The sequence below is a fragment of the Flavobacterium sp. TAB 87 genome, from assembly GCF_001529295.1.
Taxonomy (GTDB): domain Bacteria; phylum Bacteroidota; class Bacteroidia; order Flavobacteriales; family Flavobacteriaceae; genus Flavobacterium.
In genome coordinates this window covers 618,848-637,990 of the sequence record NZ_LLWK01000037.1, presented here as the reverse complement: position 1 = coordinate 637,990, position 19,143 = coordinate 618,848, and the positions used below count along the sequence as shown (strand labels likewise).

Annotated in this window: 20 protein-coding genes; 10 read left to right on the top strand and 10 right to left on the bottom strand. The window is 36.2% G+C overall.

What is annotated here, in order from left to right:
• Positions 1–144: 144 nt before the first annotated feature.
• The 5 genes from AP058_RS12040 (at position 145) to AP058_RS12020 (ending at position 6,516) form a co-directional block, all read left to right on the top strand.
• The gene (locus AP058_RS12040; protein ID WP_066311028.1) at positions 145–888 is read left to right on the top strand and encodes a geranylgeranylglyceryl/heptaprenylglyceryl phosphate synthase; all 744 of its coding nucleotides are present in this window, start codon (positions 145–147) and stop codon (positions 886–888) included.
• A 9-nt stretch (positions 889–897) separates the two neighbouring features.
• On the top strand, positions 898–1,521 hold the full coding sequence (pnuC, locus tag AP058_RS12035) for a nicotinamide riboside transporter PnuC (RefSeq protein ID WP_066311022.1): 624 nt from the start codon (positions 898–900) through the stop codon (positions 1,519–1,521).
• The gene (locus AP058_RS12030; protein ID WP_066311018.1) at positions 1,482–3,593 is read left to right on the top strand and encodes a DUF4301 family protein; all 2,112 of its coding nucleotides are present in this window, start codon (positions 1,482–1,484) and stop codon (positions 3,591–3,593) included. The genes pnuC and AP058_RS12030 overlap by 40 nt, the downstream gene beginning before the upstream one ends.
• Positions 3,593–3,997, top strand: coding sequence for an alternative ribosome rescue aminoacyl-tRNA hydrolase ArfB (gene arfB / locus AP058_RS12025; RefSeq protein ID WP_066311016.1), 405 nt, complete (start codon positions 3,593–3,595; stop codon positions 3,995–3,997). Before AP058_RS12030 ends, arfB begins: the two co-directional genes overlap by 1 nt.
• A 371-nt stretch (positions 3,998–4,368) precedes the next feature.
• Positions 4,369–6,516, top strand: coding sequence for a TonB-dependent receptor (locus tag AP058_RS12020; protein WP_066311013.1), 2,148 nt, complete (start codon positions 4,369–4,371; stop codon positions 6,514–6,516).
• 62 nt (positions 6,517–6,578) lie between these two features.
• Here the strand turns inward: AP058_RS12020 and AP058_RS12015 are convergent, their stop codons facing one another.
• Positions 6,579–6,992, bottom strand: coding sequence for a hypothetical protein (locus AP058_RS12015; protein ID WP_066311011.1), 414 nt, complete (start codon positions 6,990–6,992; stop codon positions 6,579–6,581).
• Positions 6,993–7,144: 152 nt separating this feature from the next.
• Here AP058_RS12015 and greA point away from each other — a divergent pair, with 152 nt between their 5' ends.
• The gene (greA, locus tag AP058_RS12010; protein WP_066311009.1) at positions 7,145–7,621 is read left to right on the top strand and encodes a transcription elongation factor GreA; all 477 of its coding nucleotides are present in this window, start codon (positions 7,145–7,147) and stop codon (positions 7,619–7,621) included.
• Between the two features lie 65 nt (positions 7,622–7,686).
• Positions 7,687–8,076, top strand: a complete 390-nt coding sequence (locus AP058_RS12005; protein WP_066311007.1) for an HIT family protein — start codon at positions 7,687–7,689, stop codon at positions 8,074–8,076.
• Positions 8,077–8,137: 61 nt separating this feature from the next.
• Here the strand turns inward: AP058_RS12005 and AP058_RS12000 are convergent, their stop codons facing one another.
• Positions 8,138–9,283 carry a HAMP domain-containing sensor histidine kinase gene (locus tag AP058_RS12000; protein WP_066311001.1) on the bottom strand — a complete coding sequence of 382 codons (1,146 nt, stop codon included), beginning with the start codon at positions 9,281–9,283 and terminating at the stop codon, positions 8,138–8,140.
• 160 nt (positions 9,284–9,443) lie between these two features.
• Between AP058_RS12000 and AP058_RS11995 the strand changes: the two genes are divergently transcribed.
• The gene (locus AP058_RS11995; RefSeq protein ID WP_066310997.1) at positions 9,444–10,319 is read left to right on the top strand and encodes a flavin reductase family protein; all 876 of its coding nucleotides are present in this window, start codon (positions 9,444–9,446) and stop codon (positions 10,317–10,319) included.
• A 26-nt stretch (positions 10,320–10,345) separates the two neighbouring features.
• A complete protein-coding gene (locus tag AP058_RS11990; RefSeq protein WP_066310995.1) occupies positions 10,346–10,720 on the top strand; it encodes a DUF3127 domain-containing protein in 375 nt (124 codons plus the stop codon).
• Between the two features lie 52 nt (positions 10,721–10,772).
• Here the strand turns inward: AP058_RS11990 and AP058_RS11985 are convergent, their stop codons facing one another.
• The gene (locus AP058_RS11985; protein WP_066310993.1) at positions 10,773–11,498 is read right to left on the bottom strand and encodes a phosphatase PAP2 family protein; all 726 of its coding nucleotides are present in this window, start codon (positions 11,496–11,498) and stop codon (positions 10,773–10,775) included.
• 87 nt (positions 11,499–11,585) lie between these two features.
• On the opposite strand from AP058_RS11985, the gene aat reads away from it, so the two are divergent.
• Positions 11,586–12,227 (top strand): leucyl/phenylalanyl-tRNA--protein transferase, encoded by a 642-nt coding sequence (aat, locus tag AP058_RS11980; protein WP_066310991.1) that lies wholly within the window; start codon positions 11,586–11,588, stop codon positions 12,225–12,227.
• Positions 12,228–12,434: 207 nt separating this feature from the next.
• Here the strand turns inward: aat and AP058_RS11975 are convergent, their stop codons facing one another.
• The 7 genes from AP058_RS11975 to thiC all read right to left on the bottom strand — a co-directional run bounded on the left by AP058_RS11975 (position 12,435) and on the right by thiC (position 19,143).
• On the bottom strand, positions 12,435–13,145 hold the full coding sequence (locus AP058_RS11975; RefSeq protein WP_066310990.1) for a HesA/MoeB/ThiF family protein: 711 nt from the start codon (positions 13,143–13,145) through the stop codon (positions 12,435–12,437).
• A gap of 151 nt (positions 13,146–13,296) precedes the next feature.
• Complete coding sequence (gene thiH / locus AP058_RS11970) at positions 13,297–14,415, bottom strand: 2-iminoacetate synthase ThiH (RefSeq protein ID WP_066311169.1); 1,119 nt, start codon at positions 14,413–14,415, stop codon at positions 13,297–13,299.
• 103 nt (positions 14,416–14,518) lie between these two features.
• Positions 14,519–15,289, bottom strand: coding sequence for a thiazole synthase (locus AP058_RS11965; protein ID WP_066310987.1), 771 nt, complete (start codon positions 15,287–15,289; stop codon positions 14,519–14,521).
• A complete protein-coding gene (locus AP058_RS11960; RefSeq protein ID WP_066310984.1) occupies positions 15,276–15,914 on the bottom strand; it encodes a thiamine phosphate synthase in 639 nt (212 codons plus the stop codon). The genes AP058_RS11965 and AP058_RS11960 overlap by 14 nt, the downstream gene beginning before the upstream one ends.
• Positions 15,907–16,659, bottom strand: a complete 753-nt coding sequence (locus AP058_RS11955; protein ID WP_066310982.1) for a hydroxymethylpyrimidine/phosphomethylpyrimidine kinase — start codon at positions 16,657–16,659, stop codon at positions 15,907–15,909. Before AP058_RS11955 ends, AP058_RS11960 begins: the two co-directional genes overlap by 8 nt.
• Complete coding sequence (locus tag AP058_RS11950) at positions 16,626–17,243, bottom strand: thiamine phosphate synthase (protein WP_066310980.1); 618 nt, start codon at positions 17,241–17,243, stop codon at positions 16,626–16,628. The genes AP058_RS11955 and AP058_RS11950 overlap by 34 nt, the downstream gene beginning before the upstream one ends.
• Before the next feature lie 76 nt (positions 17,244–17,319).
• A complete protein-coding gene (gene thiC, locus AP058_RS11945; protein WP_066310977.1) occupies positions 17,320–19,143 on the bottom strand; it encodes a phosphomethylpyrimidine synthase ThiC in 1,824 nt (607 codons plus the stop codon).

The following is a 19,143-nucleotide window of genomic DNA, read 5'->3' as shown; positions in this document are numbered from 1 at the left end:
TTTAAGGTTGTTTGTTTGGTACAAAATTTAGTTTGAAGCAAATCAATTTCGATAGACATGAATTCTGCTTTACCGCAGTTGCTCAAAGATAATTCATTATAAATAGTAAACAGCCATCAAAAAAAATTTACTTTTGCAGCCATTATGCAAAATCAAACCAAGATCATTTACCACGAAATTTTAAAAGCCAAAGAAGCCCATAAAAAACTACTTGCCATTTTATTAGATCCTGATAAAATTGAGGTAAAAAGTATACCAGCACTTGTCCAAAAAATACAACTTTCGCCAGCGACTCATATTTTTGTAGGAGGCAGCATCGTAACTAATTTTATTTTAGAAGAGTTGTTAACCGAGTTGCGAAATAGTATCGATTTGCCCATCGTTTTGTTTCCTGGCGATCCTACTCAAATTTCAGACAAAGCAGATGCTATCTTGTTTTTGTCGTTGTTGTCGGGCCGAAATTCTGATTATTTAATTGAATACCAGGTGCAGGCAGCGCCAATTCTTAAAAAAACAAATCTCGAAATTATTTCTACAGGGTATATTTTAATAGAAAGTGGAAGCGAAACGGCTGTCGCTCGCGTGAGTAAAACAACTCCTTTGCAAAGAGAAAACTTAGATTTGGTTTTAGCAACTGCACAAGCCGGTGAAATGTTAGGCACAAAATTAATTTATCTCGAAGCGGGAAGTGGTGCTAAACAGGCTATACCCTTACAAATGATTTCTTTAATCGCCAAAAATGTTAGTATTCCTGTAATTGTGGGTGGAGGAATTGTAACTTTGCGCCAAATTCAAGAAGCACATCAAGCGGGAGCCGATTTAGTAGTAATTGGAACTGCTTTTGAAAATGACAATGGATTTTTTGAAACTATAAAACCAACCAAATAACCAACCAGAATGATTGATTTTTTTATTGAAGCTTATAAAAATGTTCCCTTATGGCATATTGCGCTTGAATTTATTGCATTTGTGTTTGGGATATTAAGTGTTTGGTTTGCTAAAAAAGAAAACATTTGGGTGTATCCAACGGGATTGATTGCAACTGTAATTTCAATCTACCTGTTTTATACGGCGGGATATTTGGGCGATATGATGATCAATGCCTACTTCTCTATAATGAGCATTTACGGCTGGTATTTATGGTCTCAAGGAACTATTTTCGAAGATAATTTACCTATTACACGAACTAATAATAATGAAAAAATAATTGCTTTTGCATTATTTGTGGTGACCATATTAGTGGTTTTCGGAATTTATAAATTTTTTGATTATCCAATTCATACAGATAATTACATCGATATTTTTTCGTCAGGAATATTTTTTGCAGGAATGTGGTTGATGGCCAAAAAGAAAATCGAAAATTGGACGTTATGGATTATAGGTGATATTATAGTAGTGCCTCTGTATGCTTATAGAGGTTTAGGAATGATATCGTTACAGTATTTAATTTTTACAATATTAGCTATTTCTGCTTATTTAGAATGGAAAAAAACCTTAGACAAGACAGTACCACAATCTTAAAAATTGCTTTGTTCGGGCCAGAGAGTACTGGCAAAACCACGTTGGCAAAACAATTGGCTGCATTTTATAAAACAGAATGGGTACCCGAGTTTGCACGCGATTATTTGCAAGAAAAATGGGAAGAGAATGGGCACATTTGCGTAGCCGATGATTTATTGCCTATTGCTTACGGTCAGATGCAATTAGAAAACGAGAGATTACAATCAGCTCATCAATACTTATTTTGTGATACCAACTTAATGGTGACCAAAGTGTTTTCTGAAATTTATTACGGTTTTTGCGATCCTGCTTTAAATGAGGCTGCAGTAGAGCATGAGTACGATTTGTTTTTTTTAACCAATATTGATGTGCCTTGGGAGAAAGACGACATTCGGGATACCGATGAAGGCAGAGAAACTGTTTTTTCTGTTTTTAAAGATACGCTGATCCAATTTAACAAGCCGTTTATTACTATTTCGGGTAATAAAGAAGAGCGACTCAAAAAGGCCACACAAATTATTTCTGATTTAACAGAGGCTAAAGAGATGGGGTTCTCTTCAAATGATTTTGTACAGATTTACAAACACGGAATTCCGTTTTCAAAAATTAAAAAGCAATTAAAGATTTTAAAAGAGGGAATACCTACCATCAATTTAAAGAAAGCGGCTACTCTAGGAAACGGAATAATCGCATTGTCTGAAGCTAACTTTATAAAAAAAGCAACGTATTTCGACAGCAAAAAAGCAGATTTAAAATTGATGAAATTTGTTCCTGCTTCAGGAGCGGCTACTCGTATGTTTACGTTTTTAACTGCATTTGTAAATGATTTTAAAATCGAAAAGGAAAGCATAAATGCTTATATCAATCGTACAAAAGACATGCAGTTGCCTATTTTTATTATGGGAATGGAAAAGTTTCCGTTTTTTAAGGCGGTCGATAAAAAGTTAAGAAAAAAATATCGTGATTTTGATTCGCTATCTAGCGATTACAAGAACTTTTATTTTATAAAAATGTTACTTTCTTCAGCTGGATTTGAATTTGCGAACAAGCCCAAAGCAGTAGTGCCATTTCACGAATATAAAGATCATATTGCAATGCCTATCGAAGAGCATTTGTTCGAGTGCAGTGCTTATGCAAGCGCTAACGATCAATCAGAATTGCACTTTACGGTGTCTGCAAATCACCAGTCACTTTTTGAAGAAGCAGTACGTGAATTGCGAGCCAAGGTAGTACAAAAAACAAATTGTACTATTGCTGTTTCCTACTCGTATCAAGATCGAAAAACAGACGCACTAACCCTTGATTTACAAAACAATCCATTTAAAAACGAGAAAAACGAATTAGTGTTTAGACCAGGTGGCCATGGAGCACTAATTGAAAATATGAATAACTTGGATGCCGATATTGTTTTTGTGAAAAACATTGATAATATCATTCAAAATCATTTAGAAACTACTGCTTTATACAAAAAGGCACTGGCAGGAATACTGATAAAATTACAAGAAAAAGTATTTGAATATCTTGCTTTACTTGAAGATGGTACTGAGATTGCGACCGCAGAAATCAACGAAATTACAAAGTTTTTAAAAGAGAATCTAAATGAGAACATCAGTCTTGAAAACACTTCGATAAAAGAGCAGATTCAAGAATTACAAAAAATACTTAATCGTCCGATTCGAGTGTGCGGAATGGTTAAAAATGAAGGAGAACCTGGAGGCGGTCCTTTTTGGGTGGAAAATAGCAATGGAAAAATAGCGTTGCAAATTATAGAAACGTCTCAAGTAGATTTATCAAACGAAGAGCAGGTCGGAATTGTCAAAAAGTCCACTCATTTTAATCCTGTTGATTTGGTTTGCGGAATCAAGAATTACAAAGGTAAAAAGTTTGATTTAGCACAATTTGTCGATGTCAATACGGGATTTGTAGTTCGTAAAAGTGTGAATGGAAAGGGTGTTAAAAGTTATGAATTGCCCGGCCTTTGGAACGGTGCGATGGCCGATTGGTTGACTGTTTTTGTAGCGGTTCCACTAATTACTTTTAATCCGGTAAAAACCGTAAACGATTTATTAAAAGCAACACATCAGCCGCAATAATGGAAGTGCATAAAATCATATCAGAATTGCAGTTTAAAGCCGTCCGCAGCAGTGGTGCTGGTGGGCAAAATGTGAACAAAGTATCTTCAAAAGTAGTTTTGACTTTTGACTTGAATGCTTCGAGCGCATTAACTTCAGAAGAGAAATTACTTTTAGAAACAAAAGTAGCAAACCGATTGACTTCTGAAAATATTCTAATTCTTACTTGTGATGAAGATCGAAGTCAATTCAAAAATAAAGAAATTGTAATTAAGCGTTTTATTACTTTAATTACAAACGGACTAATAATTCCTAAAATTCGTAAAGAAACTAAGATTCCAAAGTCGGTTATCCGAAAACGAATAAAAAATAAAAAGATTATTTCAGAAGTAAAAAAGAATCGAAAAAAACCAGATTTAGATTAATGTTTTTAAACGAGTTATAGGAATAATATTGTAATACAAAATTAGCACCAATTAGTTAGTGTAAATTTCTGTTTACACGTTCTTCTTCAATTTATACTGTAGGCTGGATGAATTTTCGCATTCAAATAAAATGCATTGAATTTTTATTTTTGCAATTGATTCATGTAGTTTTTAAACCTACCTTTGCACCGTCTCAAAGGGGTGCTCTAAATAACGAGCTGAGATCATACCCAACGAACCTGAGCAAGTAATGTTGCTAAGGGAAATATGACAGATTTTGTAGTGAAAACTACCTATTTGTCAGCGGAACAATCATTTATTAATTTAAACAAAAAGAATAATTCCCCCTTTTATTCGTAATTATTTTACGGATGGAAAATTTTTCAAGTCGCAAAGTTGCAAAGTTGCAAAGTTGCAAAGGTTCAAAACAGACCTTCTCGGTTCTTCTCGTTTCTATTTTCTTCTCTTTTAATTCTTTTGCACAAGTTAAAGATTCTACTCAAGTCAATTCTCTCGATGAGGTATTGGTTTCTGCTGTTCGTGCAACCACCAAAACTCCCGTTTCTTTTAGTAATTTAGGTAAAAAAGAATTGAGCTATAGAAACTTGGCGCAAGACATTCCATTACTTATGAATTATTTGCCTTCTGTGGTCACAACTTCTGATGCAGGAAACGGAATAGGTTATTCTGGAATTCGTGTTCGTGGCAGCGATGCAACTCGTGTCAATGTAACCATAAATGGAATCCCGTACAATGACGGAGAAAGTCAAGGTACTTTTTGGGTTAATATGCCCGATTTTGCTTCTTCTGTCGAAAGTTTACAATTGCAACGTGGCGTAGGAACATCAACAAATGGTTCTGGTGCTTTTGGTGCCAGTTTAAACATGTTGACAGATAGTTATGCTAATAAAGCCAATGGGGAAATTTCAAATTCTTTCGGAAGTTTCAATACGCGTAAACATACGGTAAAGTTCAGTACAGGTTTATTAAACGATCATTTTGAACTGGCAGGGCGATTGTCAGCTTTACAATCCGATGGCTATATCGACCGCTCTGCTACCGATTTAAAATCGTACTTTTTGCAAGGAACGTATTTGGGTAAAACTACTTTGATTAAAGCATTAGCCTTCGGTGGAACCGAGAAAACCGACCAAGCTTGGAACGGAATTGACGGTGAAACGTTGAAAGAAAATAGAAAATACAATTCGGCTGGAAAGTACACAGATGAAAACGGGACTACTCGTTTTTACGAGAATGAAACCGACAACTACCAACAAGATCATTACCAATTGCATTGGAGTGAAAGCTGGACGAGTAAGTGGAGTTCTAATTTTGCCTTGCATTATACCAAAGGGAAAGGCTATTACGAAAATTATAAGGAAGATGCCGAAATGGCCGATTACAATTTGACTGCTGTTGACTTGGTTACAACCACCGATTTAGTACGTCAGAAATGGTTGGAAAATGACTTTTACGGAACAACTTTTTCGTTAAAATACAGAGATGAAAATTTAGATGTAATTTTAGGAGGAGGTTTAAATAAATATGAAGGCGCTCATTTTGGAAAAGTAATTTGGGCACGTTATGCCTCGCAGTCAGAATTAGGCGATCGCTATTACGAAGATTTTGCAACCAAAACCGATGGTAATATTTTTGCAAAAGCCAATTATCAATTAACCGAACAATGGAGTTTGTATGGTGATTTGCAATACCGACGCGTGGGGTATCAAGCAGACAGTTGGGATACCGGTTTGGTCGATGATACGTTTAATTTTTTCAATCCAAAAGCAGGTTTGAATTTTGAACTGAACGACAAAAACACCTTTTACTTTTCTTACGCTAGAGCCAATCGTGAACCCAACCGAACCGATTACGAAGGAAGATCTCCGAAGCCAGAAAAATTAAATGATTTTGAATTGGGATGGAGATTTAATTCAGAGAAAGTACAGGTAAGTTCGAACATTTACTATATGGCGTACAAAGACCAATTAATCTTGACCGGAAGATTAGATGATGTTGGAAACCCAATTCGTTCCAATAGCGACGACAGTTACCGTTTAGGGCTAGAAGTTGATGCTACAATTTCTATTTCAGAGCAGTTTTTAATTCGTCCTAACGTTACTTTGAGTAGTAATAAAAATATAGATTTATCGGTAGATGGTCAAAATTACGGAACCACAGATATCGCATATTCTCCCGCTGTTATTGTCGGAAACGCTCTTGTTTATAAACCAATTCCAGGATTGCATATTGCTTTGCTTCAAAAATTTGTGAGTGAGCAATTTATGAACAATATCGAATTGCCAGCAGCTAAACTAACTGATTATTTTGTTAATGATTTGAATGCTTCTTATGAGATTAAAACGAAATCAGTTTTTAAATCTATCGTGGTTACTGGTTTAGTAAATAATATTTTAGATAAAAAATACGTTTCGAACGGTGCCATGTGGGATATTTATCCTTCGTATTATCCGCAAGCGGGAATTAATTTTCTATTAGGATTGACTTTGAAGTTGTAAGATCACGCAGTAAGTTCTATATAAAAAAGGCTGAAAACGATAAATTTTCAGCCTTTTTTATATCAATTATACACTCTTAAAACATTTCCCATTTGTTCTACTCGATATTGTTTCAGCGGATATTGTTTACTTCCTAAACCAGTAAACAAACTATATGCAACTTCATCGCAAGAACAAACAGCATTGATTCCTTTAATGGTCATCGGGACACAAGCACTCGGAATTTCATTGGGACAAGCCGCATCAAATGCATTGTAACCACTTCCAGTATTAAAAATAAGTAATCCTTTTATTCCTACACCGTTATAAAATACTCCGTTACTTGGAAACAATAATGCAGAGTATGCTGGAAGATTCATGTTGATTTCTGTCGCAAAACTGTAATTGGGTAAAAACGGATTATTGTTTTTAATTTCATTTTCGCTACACGAAAATAGAAGCATGGAAAAAAGCGAAATAAGGACTATTTTTTTCATTTTTGTACGGGTTAGAAAAACAAAAATAATTTATTTGAGACGTATCGCTATATGATTAACATTTAATTATGTACTATAAAAAATAATAGTATATTTGTAATAATAGATCCCGTCTCGATGGGATTTTTTGTATTTATATAAATGATGAAATTATGAGTCAAGTATCTTATTATACCGCAGAAGGATTAAAAAAATTGAAAGAAGAGTTGGATCATTTGAAAAGTGTAATGCGTCCGAAAGCGTCTGCAGATATTGCCGAAGCGAGAGATAAAGGGGATTTGTCTGAAAATGCCGAATATGATGCGGCAAAGGAAGCGCAAGGAATGCTTGAAATGAGAATTGCAAAATTAGAAGAAGTTCATTCTAACGCAAGGTTGATTGATGAAACACACTTAGATTTATCAAAAGTTTTAATTTTATCTCATGTTAAGATTAAAAATCAAACCAACGGAATGGAGATGAAATACATATTAGTTGCTGAAAGCGAAGCCGATTTAAAAACGGGTAGAATATCAGTTACTTCTCCTATTGGAAAAGGATTATTAGGTAAAAAAGTGGGCGAAGTTGCTGAAATTACAGTACCTAGTGGTGTTTTGAAATTTGAGATCTTAGAAATCTCAAGAGAGTAATTTTTTAAGTTGAAAAAATAAGTAGTGCAACTGATTATTAGATTGGCCACATAAACGAGTAAACGATGAGTACGATATTCACTAAAATTGTAAACGGCGAAATTCCGTGTTATAAAATTGCAGAAGATGCTGATTTCTTAGCATTTTTAGATGTGAATCCAAACGCCAAAGGACACACGCTTTGCATTCCAAAACAAGAAGTAGACAAGCTTTTTGATCTTCCAGATGAGTTATATTTGGGCTTAATGGCATTTTCTAAAAAAGTAGCAGCTGCAATCGAAAAAACGATTTCTTGCAACCGAGTAGGAATGGCCGTTGTAGGGCTAGAAGTGCCACATGCGCACGTACATTTAATTCCGTTAAACGTAATGGATGATATGCGTTTTGAAAAAAAAATATCGCTGACAAAAGAAGAAATGGAGCAAGTAGCCAAAGATATTCAGGCGAACTTGTAACACAGAAAGATAATAAATAAAAAAAACCACAAAGCAATTTGTGGTTTTTTTTATGTTCGTTTTAAACGGTTTTGTAAGTCAGTTGTATCGTGGTTCCTTTTCCTATTTCAGAACGTAAAACCTTTATAGTTCCATTATGGTATTCAACCACAATTCTCTTAGTCAAAGAAAGGCCCAAACCCCAACCTCTCTTTTTGGTGGTAAAACCAGGTTCAAAAATAGTACGAAATTGCCTTTTAGGAATTCCAGCGCCAGTGTCTGAAATATTTATTTTCACTATAGAACCGTCCGTTTTAATTTTGACTTTTAAATTCCCCTTTCCTTTCATAGCATCTATCGCATTCTTAACTAGATTTTCGATAGTCCAACTGTACAACGTCGGATTGATATTTACAAAAATGGGATGAGCAGGCGTTTCGATCGAAAAAACTACTTGAGACGAAAATCTAGTTTTTAAATACGTATACGTAGCTTCAGTTTCAGCCACAATATCTTTAATTTCCAAAACGGGAGTGGAGCCAATTTTCGAAAATCGATCAGTAATGGTTTGCAAACGATCTACATCTTTTTCAATTTCAACTGTAATATTTTGGTCAATTTCTTCGGTTTTTAATATTTCAACCCAACCAATTAAGGACGAAAGTGGCGTGCCAATTTGATGGGCCGTTTCTTTTGCCATACCTGCCCAAAGTTTGTTTTGAGTAGCCATTCTGGTGCTTTTGTAAAAGTTATAAATTAAGGCAGCACACAAAAAGATAATCAATAGTAAAGCAATTGGATAATATTTTAGTTTGTTTAGTAGTTCAGAATTACCGTAATATAATTTTTGAAATTTACCTGGCGCATATTCAATTGTAATGGGTTCATTTTCACTCCTTAAATTTTTCAGATATGATTTTGACTTCTTTTCGTCCTGCAAGATTTCCTGTGGTACATTGACCGAGCTAATAACTTTATCGTACATAACTAGCAAAACGGGTACCGAAGTATTGTTGCTGAAAATCTGCAACGGCAAGTCAACATCGGTATTTTCATTGGCGTTTAGCAATGCTTTTTGCGCACTTGCCCAGAGATTCATTTTTAAACGCTCTTCATTTTTAAAAATTTGAAAAAAATTGTAGGTGTTCCAAAGAATCAGGGTAATGATCAAAAAAGAAACAGAAATGAGAATCCACCGAGTTGTATTTCGTCTTTCAGAAAAATGCATAGATAACAAATTGAGGTATAAATATAACGAAATTAATACGACTAATGTTTTAAGGTTTCGAAAGATTTAAATTTTAAAAGTCAATGATGTCTTTTGCAGCTAGAACGATTTATGTACTTTTGTCATTAAGCGATTTTACCCTAATACATTAAAACCAGCAATGCTAACAATAGATCCAAAAGAGACCACAACAGCCGTAGTGCAAGGCTATTTGCAGAGCGCAATTGGGCCTAGACCTATTGCATTTGCAAGTACAGTTGATGCCGAAGGAAAGCCGAATTTGTCGCCTTTTAGTTTTTTTAATGTTTTCAGTGCAAATCCGCCCGTATTAATTTTTTCGCCAGCGCGCCGTGTTCGAGACAATTCGGTCAAACATACTTTATTGAATTGCGAAGCGACCAAAGAAGTGGTTATCAATGTCGTAAATTATGATATGGTGCATCAAACATCGCTGTCAAGTACGGAATACGCAGAGGGAGTAAATGAGTTTTTAAAAGCAGGTTTTACGCCCGTTGCTTCAGAAAATATAAAACCTTTGCGAGTGGCCGAGTCGCCAGTGCAATTTGAGTGTAAAGTGACGCAAATTATTTCGTTAGGATCTGAAGGGGGAGCGGGTAATTTGATTCTGTGTGAAGTGGTTAAGATTCATATTCATGAAAGTATTTTAGATGAAAGTGGAGCTATTGATCAGCATAAAATAGACTTGGTTTCCCGTATGGGAGCCAACTGGTATTCACGATCCAATCAAGGACTTTTTGAAGTGCCTAAACCTTTGACTACATTAGGAATAGGAGTAGACTCCATCCCAAAGTTTGTTACAGAAAGTGGTGTTTTTGACGGGAACGATTTAGGAAAATTAGGAAACGTAGAAGCCTTGCCTACAAAAGAAGAAGTTAGTATATTTGTGAAAGAAAACTTCGCCGTAAAGGGTGTTTTAAGTGCTGATGATGTCGAAAAAAAGCATCGAGAAGCGAAGAAATATTTAGACAACGGAGACGTGGTCTCTGCTTGGAAGGTGCTTTTAGCAAAAAATTAAAAAAATAACAATTAAATATAACGAAGATGGAAGTTACAGGAAAAATTAAAGTTGTTAATCCAGAACAACAAGTTAGTGCGTCATTCAAAAAAAGAGAACTTGTTGTAACTACAGATGAGCAATACCCTCAACATATTTTAGTCGAATTTACACAAGATAAATGTGATTTATTGAGCAGCTACAACATTGGTGAGCCTGTAAAAGTTTCTATTAATATTAGAGGTAGAGAATGGGTGAGTCCACAAGGCGAAACCAAATACTTCAACAGCATTCAAGGATGGAGAATCGAAAGAGTAGCAGCTGCATCAGCACCAGGTCAAGCGCCTCCAATGCCTGCAGCAGATGCTTTTGCTCCAGCAACCAACTTAAATGAAGAAGAGCCAGACGATTTGCCGTTCTAAGCCATTAAAAACGAATAGTTTACAAAAGCCTTGATGAAATTCGAGGCTTTTTTTATTCTAAATTGACAAGCATTCCGAATCCAATTTGTGAGCCAATTTGTGGAAAAACCAAAGCAGTTGATTTTTTATTCTTTCCAAATTGTAAAGATTGAAAAGGATTAAAATGAGAAACTAAAATTCCCGATACCAATCCAATTCCTGAGCCAGTCAAAACGTCCGAAGTAAAATGACGATCGTTGGCAACTCTAAAAACTCCAGTCGCAGCGGCAAATAAAAAGCCGCTACTGGCATACCAAATATTCGATTCTTTGTATTCGTAAAAAAGCAATGTAGCATTGGTAAACGCAATAGCTGCGTGACCCGAAGGGAAACTTAATTCGTCAGATGCGTCAGGGCGTTCTTCTTTTACCGAATGTTTTAAGGCAGTAATAAGTATCAAAGTGGCGGTATTGGCAACAGCTAAATTGATGGTTTGCTGTCTAAAATTATTTTTTGGTTGAAACCCAAGATACTTTACGGCATAAATTTGGGCAATGGGTACTAACGGAAAAATATTATCCATAGGTTCATGAAAATCGTTCCCGAAAAAAGAAGTGACATCTGTTTGCAGACGACTATTTAAATCAGAATGTAAGAGTAGTGTTCCTGCACCAATTAGTGCAGTAGGTGCGATTAGCGATTTATAATTAAAATCGGATCTCACTTTCAAACTATCTGATTCTTGTCCGAAGCCAAGAATGGTATAAAAACTCAAAAAAAGGAGCAGTGTTTTTTTCATTAGGTAGAATAAACGTTCTTTATTTTGTTTAGAAAAGAATTAGATTTGTCAAATGTAAACCTATGATTGCAATTTTTTAAGAAACAAATGCACTATTTATCTCCAAACCTTTTTTTTCCTGATGTAAATGAAGCCGATGAGCAAGGAATTATCGCCGTTGGCGGCGATTTAAGTCCAGAACGCTTGAAATTGGCTTACAAAAGCGGCATTTTTCCGTGGTTTAATCCAGGAGAATCCATTTTATGGTGGTCGCCAGATCCAAGAATGGTACTGTTTTTAGATGATTTAATCGTGTCCAAAAGCATGCGCAATATCTTAAACCGAAATTTGTTCAAAGTGACGTTCAATCAAAACTTTAGAGACGTAATTTCGAATTGTAAGAACATCACTAGAGACGGGCAAAACGGCACTTGGATCTCCAATGAAATGGTCGATTCCTATTGCAAACTGCACGAAATGGGATTAGCAAAATCGGTTGAGGTTTGGCAAGATGAGGTTTTGGTGGGCGGTTTATATGGTATCGATTTGGGAACCATTTTCTGCGGCGAAAGCATGTTTTCTAAAGTTTCCAATGCATCAAAAGTGGCCTTTATAGCCTTGGTCAACCACCTCAAAAAAGAAAATTATCAGTTGCTAGATTGCCAAGTCTACAATCCGCATTTAGAAAGTTTGGGTTGTCAAGAAATCTCCCGCGAAGCATTTATAACCTTATTGAATCAAAATAAGTAGGGCCTAATCCAGCTGTTTGTGACAAGTCCTCCCTCAAAAACCTTTTTTTATAAAGCCATAAAAGGAGCTTCCTGTCAGTCGCTCTTTTCTGTCAAGAAAAAATAGGTTTTCTCAGTCCGGGCTTTCTACTTTCATCTGGGGCAAAAAGGAGCTGATCTCAATAATTTTTGTACTACATTTTAATTGGCCTGTTTTTTTGAAATTTGACTAAAAGTTCAATTTGGTAAAGCTCCAATTCAAAGTCGAAAATAAAATCAATTCATTTCTTAAAGTTGGCAATCCCAGAATGATTTTTAAGGTTTCGTGCGCCATCATCATACCAATCATCCCTGGCAAAGTACCTAAAACACCATTCAAATTGCAATTTGGCACCTCTTTCGGATTCGGAGGTTCGGGAAAAACATGACGTAAATTTTTACTTCCATTGTGATTAAAAACCGCCAATTGGCCTTCAAATCCCAAAATACTTCCGTAAATCAATGTTTTCCCTAAAAGCACGCAAGTATCATTAACTAAATATCGGGTAGCAAAATTATCCGAACCGTCTACTACAATATCATAACCATCAATAATTTTTGTAGCATTTTCTATCATTAATTTTTCCTCAATTGCAGTAATCGCAATGAGCGGATTTAGTTTTTCAAGAACAGCTTTTGCAGTTGTAACTTTAGACAAACCCACTTGATCTTCGATATATAAAATCTGTCGATGCAAGTTGTGAAGTTCGATCACATCAAAATCAATAATACCAATTGTTCCTACACCAGCCGTAGCAATATATTGCAAAATTGGGCAGCCCAAACCGCCAGCACCAATAACGAGCACTTTAGCTTTTTTTAGTTTTTCTTGACCCAAATCACCAATTTCCGGTAAGTTCATTTGTCTGCTGTATCGTAAAAAATCTTCTATAATGCTCATTTTTGGAAGTAATTAGTGAAAAGTGATTGATGAAAGGTGATTGGTGAAAAGTGATTAGTAATTAGTGAAAAGCGAGCTTATTTTAAACAGTAGAAATCACTAGAATAAAATATAGGTGTAGTTTTTAATTTCTAAACTTTTTTTAAATGATTTAAAACTTCGGACTGAAACTTCCCCAATCTTTCCAGACCGGTTCATAACCTTTTGCTGCGATCACTTCAGCAATTTCAGTAACAGAACGCTCATCACTAATTTCAAATTGTTCCAGCGATTGCTTATCCACGGCATAACCACCGGGATTGGTTTTAGATCCAGCGCTCATGCTTGTGGTGCCAATCGCAATTATATTATCTCTGAATTTTTGATTCTCCCGTGTTGAAATGGATATTTCTAAATCTTCGTTCCACAATCGATAGGCGCAAATGAGCTGCGTTAAATCTTTATCGTCCATAATAAAATTGGGTTCAATCATACCTTCTGCCGGTCGTAATCTCGGAAAAGAGACTGAATATTTGGTTTGCCAATAGGTTTTTTGCAAATAATCCAAATGCAAAGCATTAAAAAAACTGTCGGTGCGCCAATCTTCTAAACCCAATAAAACACCCAAACCAATTTTATGAATTCCTGCTTTTCCTATTCGATCAGGAGTTTCCAATCGAAAATCGAAATTTGACTTTTTACCTTTCGTATGGTATTTTTTATACACTTCTTGATGATAGGTTTCTTGATATACCAAGACCGAATACACGCCAGCTTGATGCAAACGCTCGTATTCTTGTTGCGAAAGTGGTTGCACTTCGACCGAAATTATCGAGAAATCTTTTTTTATCAGTGCTATCGCATTCAAAAAATAATTAATATTTACAGTATAATTCGCTTCTCCGGTAACTAATAAAACATGATCAAAGCCTAGTCTTTTTAAAACAGCTACTTCTTGCTTAATTTCCGAATCTAGTAAAGTTTTGCGTTTAATTTTATTGTCTAAGCTGAAACCGCAATAGGTGCAAATGTTTTGGCATTCGTTACTCAAATACAAAGGTGCATACATTTGAATGGTTTTCCCAAAGCGTTTTTTAGTCAACTCGTGGCATTCTTGCGCCATTTGCTCCAAATAAGGTTGCGCTGCAGGCGATATCAAAGCAATAAAATCATCCAGATTGCGCTTAGTTTTGGCTAAGGCGTGTTCGACTTCACTTGCAGAAGTTTGATATATTTTGTTTTGTATGTCGTTCCAGTTGTATTGAGAAAAAACAGATTTGAAGTTGTTCATAGTATTGTTTTTTACGCAGTTTGCCATTCCGACGAAGGAGGAATCACATTAGTTGCTCTCGCAATGCGATTTGGCCTTCGTCGAAATGACAAAAGTATTGGTGTCATTCGAATAAAAAAGAAGTTAAAGGGCTCGAAGCAATCGCATGGCTATACTGTTTACCGACCTTAGCTTCAAAAGCTTTTCTCCCTGCAATAACCGCTTCTTTAAATGCTTCCGCCATCAATTTCGGATTTCCAGCTACAGCAATTGCCGTATTTACCAAAACGGCATCAGCGCCAATTTCCATTGCCTTTGCGGCGTCAGACGGAGCGCCAATTCCGGCATCAATAATTACAGGAACGCGACTCTGTTCAATAATAATTTCTAAAAAATCAATCGTTTTTAATCCTTTGTTGCTACCAATTGGTGAGCCTAATGGCATTACTGCTGCGGTTCCTACATTTTCTAAATGCTTGCACAAAACGGGATCGGCGTGAATGTAGGGCAAAACGATAAAGCCTAGTTTTGCTAGTGCCTCGGTTGCTTTTAACGTTGCTATAGGATCAGGCATCAAATATTTTGGATCAGGATGTATTTCCAATTTAATCCAGTTTGTTTCTAAAGCTTCTCTCGCTAATTGTGCGGCAAAAATGGCTTCCTTGGCATCACGCGCACCAGAAGTATTGGGCAATAAATTGATTTTAGGATGTTGTAAATGTGCTAAAATGGCATCGGTTTCTGTTTCTAAATCTATTCGCTTTAATGCAACCGTTACCAATTCACTTTCCGAAGCCAAAATCGCTTCTTCCATTTCGTGGTTCGAGCCAAATTTCCCAGTACCCAAAAACAAGCGCGATTCGAAACTTTTATCTCCTATATTAAATAATGACATTGTCGTATAATTTTTCGTTAAGTTGAGTAATAAGTTCCTTTGGTTTTTGACTATCTGTAAGTAGACCTGAAACGGCAATACCGTGAATTCCGGTTTGCATTAAAACGTCCACATCATCCAATGTAATTCCGCCAATGGCGTAAATCGGAATTTTAAGAACTTGATTCTTCATATCCTGAATAATATTATGATAGCCATTCAATCCTAAAATCGGAGCTAATCTTTCCTTAGTTTTGGTAAATTTAAAAGGACCTAAACCTATATAATCACAACCATTTTGAATATGGCTTTTGATATCTTGAATAGTATTTGCAGTGCCACCAATAATTTTATATTCACCTAAAATAAAACGGGCATCTTTAATTCTCATGTCGGCTAAACCCAGATGAACACCGTCTGCATCAATTTGCTTTGCAAGTGCAACATTGTCATTAATAATTAGCTTGGCTTCGTGTTCTTCACATAAGATTTTCACGGCTTTAGCTATTTTAAAGCTGTCAGTGTCCGTTTGATTTTTAAAGCGCAGTTGAATCCATTCGCAACCACTATCTAAAGCTAGTCGAATATTTTGCAGTTGTTTTTCGCAATTTTCTCCTTGCGAAATGTATTGTAATTTGTTAAACATAATGGTAGCCAATTAAAGAGGAGGTGGAACTTAAGTAATTTTCGATGTACAGTTTAGCGTCACTGCAAGCGTCTTTCATGTTTTTTCCTAACGCGAGATTTGCCGCAATTGCAGATGAAAGTACGCAGCCAGAACCATGTTTGGGTTGGTGTTCAGCATCGTTTGGAGGTAATTCGATAATGTTGTTTTTTACAAATAAATAATCAGTACCCAACGCTGCACAATTATGTCCACCTTTTAATAAAATCGTGGTTGGAAGTTCGTTCTTTAACCATAATTTATCGCTAATAAAACTCGGGAATAATTGCAATATCTCATCGTAATTGGGTGTTATTAAATCAATTTTTTTCAAGATTGAGTTCAATTCACTCCCGTCTTCTAAAGTCAAAAAATTGTATTTAGAAGATGATTTTAAAACAGGATCCCAAACAATTTTAGTTGTCGGCGCGACTTTTTTAATAGTCGTAACTACTGCATCTAAAAAAAGTAGCGATGGAACAATTCCGATTTTAACCACTGCTATTGCATAATGTTTAAATAAGGTCGTAATCGATTCCAATACAAAATCTAGGTCGATCCATTGCATTTGAATAAATTTATTTTCAGTCTGAATGGTGTTTGCCGTGACCACTGCCAAGCCCAAAACCTGATGTTGTTCGAATGTTTTACAGTCGGCTAAAATGCCGGCACCTCCCGAAGGATCTAATCCTGCTACAGTGAGTACGAATGGACGATTTGTTGGCATAATTTGAAATTTTTTATTGGGTTTTTAGCAGTCCAGATAGTTCCTAGTAGCGCAAAATCATCAAAACCATTCGCTAGAGTCTCTTCGATGGTGTCAGAATTTATTCCACCCAAACCGACTAGATTAGTATTATAATTGGTTCTTTTTTGAATAGCTTCTAAAAGATTTATTTTTGAATAATGATTCTCTTTGGAAATACTTGGAAAAACTGGAGCAAGAAAAGCATAATCGAAATGCGATTCTAGCGTATTAAATTCTTCGATAGAATGTACCGAAGTCGAGATGCTTAACCCTTTCGATTTGTAATACGAGATTGCCGATTGCTCCAGTGTTCCTTGTATATCAAACCTTTTTTGCGAGTTGAGATGTAGGCCTTTGATATTAAAAGAATCTGCTAAAATGTAATGACTGCACAAAACCAACTTATCATGATGTTTTGGATCAATACTATTTATAAAATCCTTCATTAATTTTTTAGAAATTTCGTTTTTACGAATGTGTAAAATCGCCAAACCTTCATCAAACAATTCATGAATAATGTCAATTTCTTTGGCAACTGAAGTTGGATTGGTAAGTACTATCATTTTTTATTTATGTTCAAAGATTCAAAAGTTGATTGATCAACAAATCCTTCAATTCGTCAATTCGTGAATATTTTAATTAGACATAAATCTCTTTCCCTTGTTCTATAAATTCTTCTGATTTTTCTTGCATTCCTTTTTCTGCGGCAGCCACGTCTCGGATCTCTTGTGAAATTTTCATAGAACAGAATTTTGGACCACACATCGAGCAAAAATGGGCAACTTTGGCGCCTTCGGCCGGTAAAGTTTCATCGTGAAATTCTCTGGCAGTATCTGGATCTAGTGACAAATTGAATTGATCTTCCCAACGGAATTCAAAGCGCGCTTTACTCAACGCATTGTCGCGGTATTGCGCTCCTGGATGCCCTTTGGCCAAATCGGCAGCATGCGCAGCAATTTTGTAAGTAATCACGCCGTCTTTTACGTCTTTTTTATTGGGTAAACCCAAATGCTCTTTTGGAGTTACGTAACACAACATTGCGCAACCATACCACCCAATCATTGCGGCTCCTATTGCCGATGTAATGTGGTCGTAACCGGGAGCAATATCTGTAGTTAGTGGTCCGAGAGTATAAAATGGCGCCTCATCACAATGTTCTAATTGTTTGTCCATATTTTCTTTAATCATGTGCATCGGTACGTGGCCTGGCCCTTCAATAAATACTTGAACATCGTGTTTCCAAGCAATTTTTGTAAGTTGACCCAAAGTTTCTAGTTCCGCAAATTGTGCGGCATCATTGGCATCGGCTATAGAACCTGGGCGCAAACCATCTCCTAGTGAAAACGCTACATCGTATTGTTTCATGATTTCGCAAATCTCTTCAAAATGAGTGTATAAGAAGTTTTCTTTGTGATGAAACAAGCACCATTTTGCCATAATTGAGCCTCCACGAGAAACAATTCCAGTAACGCGATTGGCGGTTAAATGAATGTAACGCAATAAAACCCCAGCATGAATAGTGAAATACGAAACACCTTGTTCTGCTTGTTCGATCAAAGTATCGCGAAATACTTCCCAAGTTAGGTCTTCTGCTATGCCTTTTACTTTTTCCAACGCTTGGTAAATAGGAACGGTACCAATAGGTACAGGAGAATTGCGAATTATCCACTCTCTGGTTTCGTGAATATTCTTTCCTGTGGATAAATCCATAATCGTGTCTGCTCCCCAGCGGCACGCCCAAACTGCTTTTTCCACTTCTTCTTCGATGCTTGAAGTGACGGCGCTGTTGCCGATATTGGCATTTATTTTGACTAGAAAATTACGACCCACAATCATCGGTTCGCTTTCGGGATGGTTGATGTTATTTGGTATAATAGCACGACCTCTCGCTACTTCACTGCGAACAAATTCGGGAGTAATCTTTGATTTTGGCGTATTTGCTCCAAAGCTATGACCAGCATGTTGGCATTGCATCGCTTGGGTTTGATTTTCTATTTGTTCGATGCGTTGGTTTTCACGAATGGCAATGTATTCCATTTCGGGTGTAATAATTCCTTGCTTGGCATAATACAATTGAGAGACATTAGCTCCTTTTTTGGCACGCATGGGTTTATGCAAATATTCAAAACGAAGATGATTTAATTTGGCATCATCTAAGCGCGTTTTTCCGTATTCGGAAGAGATTTCGTTTAATTCCTCGACATCGTTTCGATCTAAAATCCATTGTTCGCGAATGCGAGGCAATCCTTTTCGGATGTCAATTGTGATATTCGGATCGGTGTAAGGACCGGAAGTATCGTAAACAGTTAATGGTGGGTTTTTTTCTATTCCTCCTCTAGAAAGGTTAGTGTCAGCTAAATGAATTTCGCGCATCGCCACTTTTATCGGATGAATTTCACCATCAATGTATACTTTCGTGGAGTTGGGAAAAGGAGTTCTGGAGATTTTTTCTTCGTTGTTCAT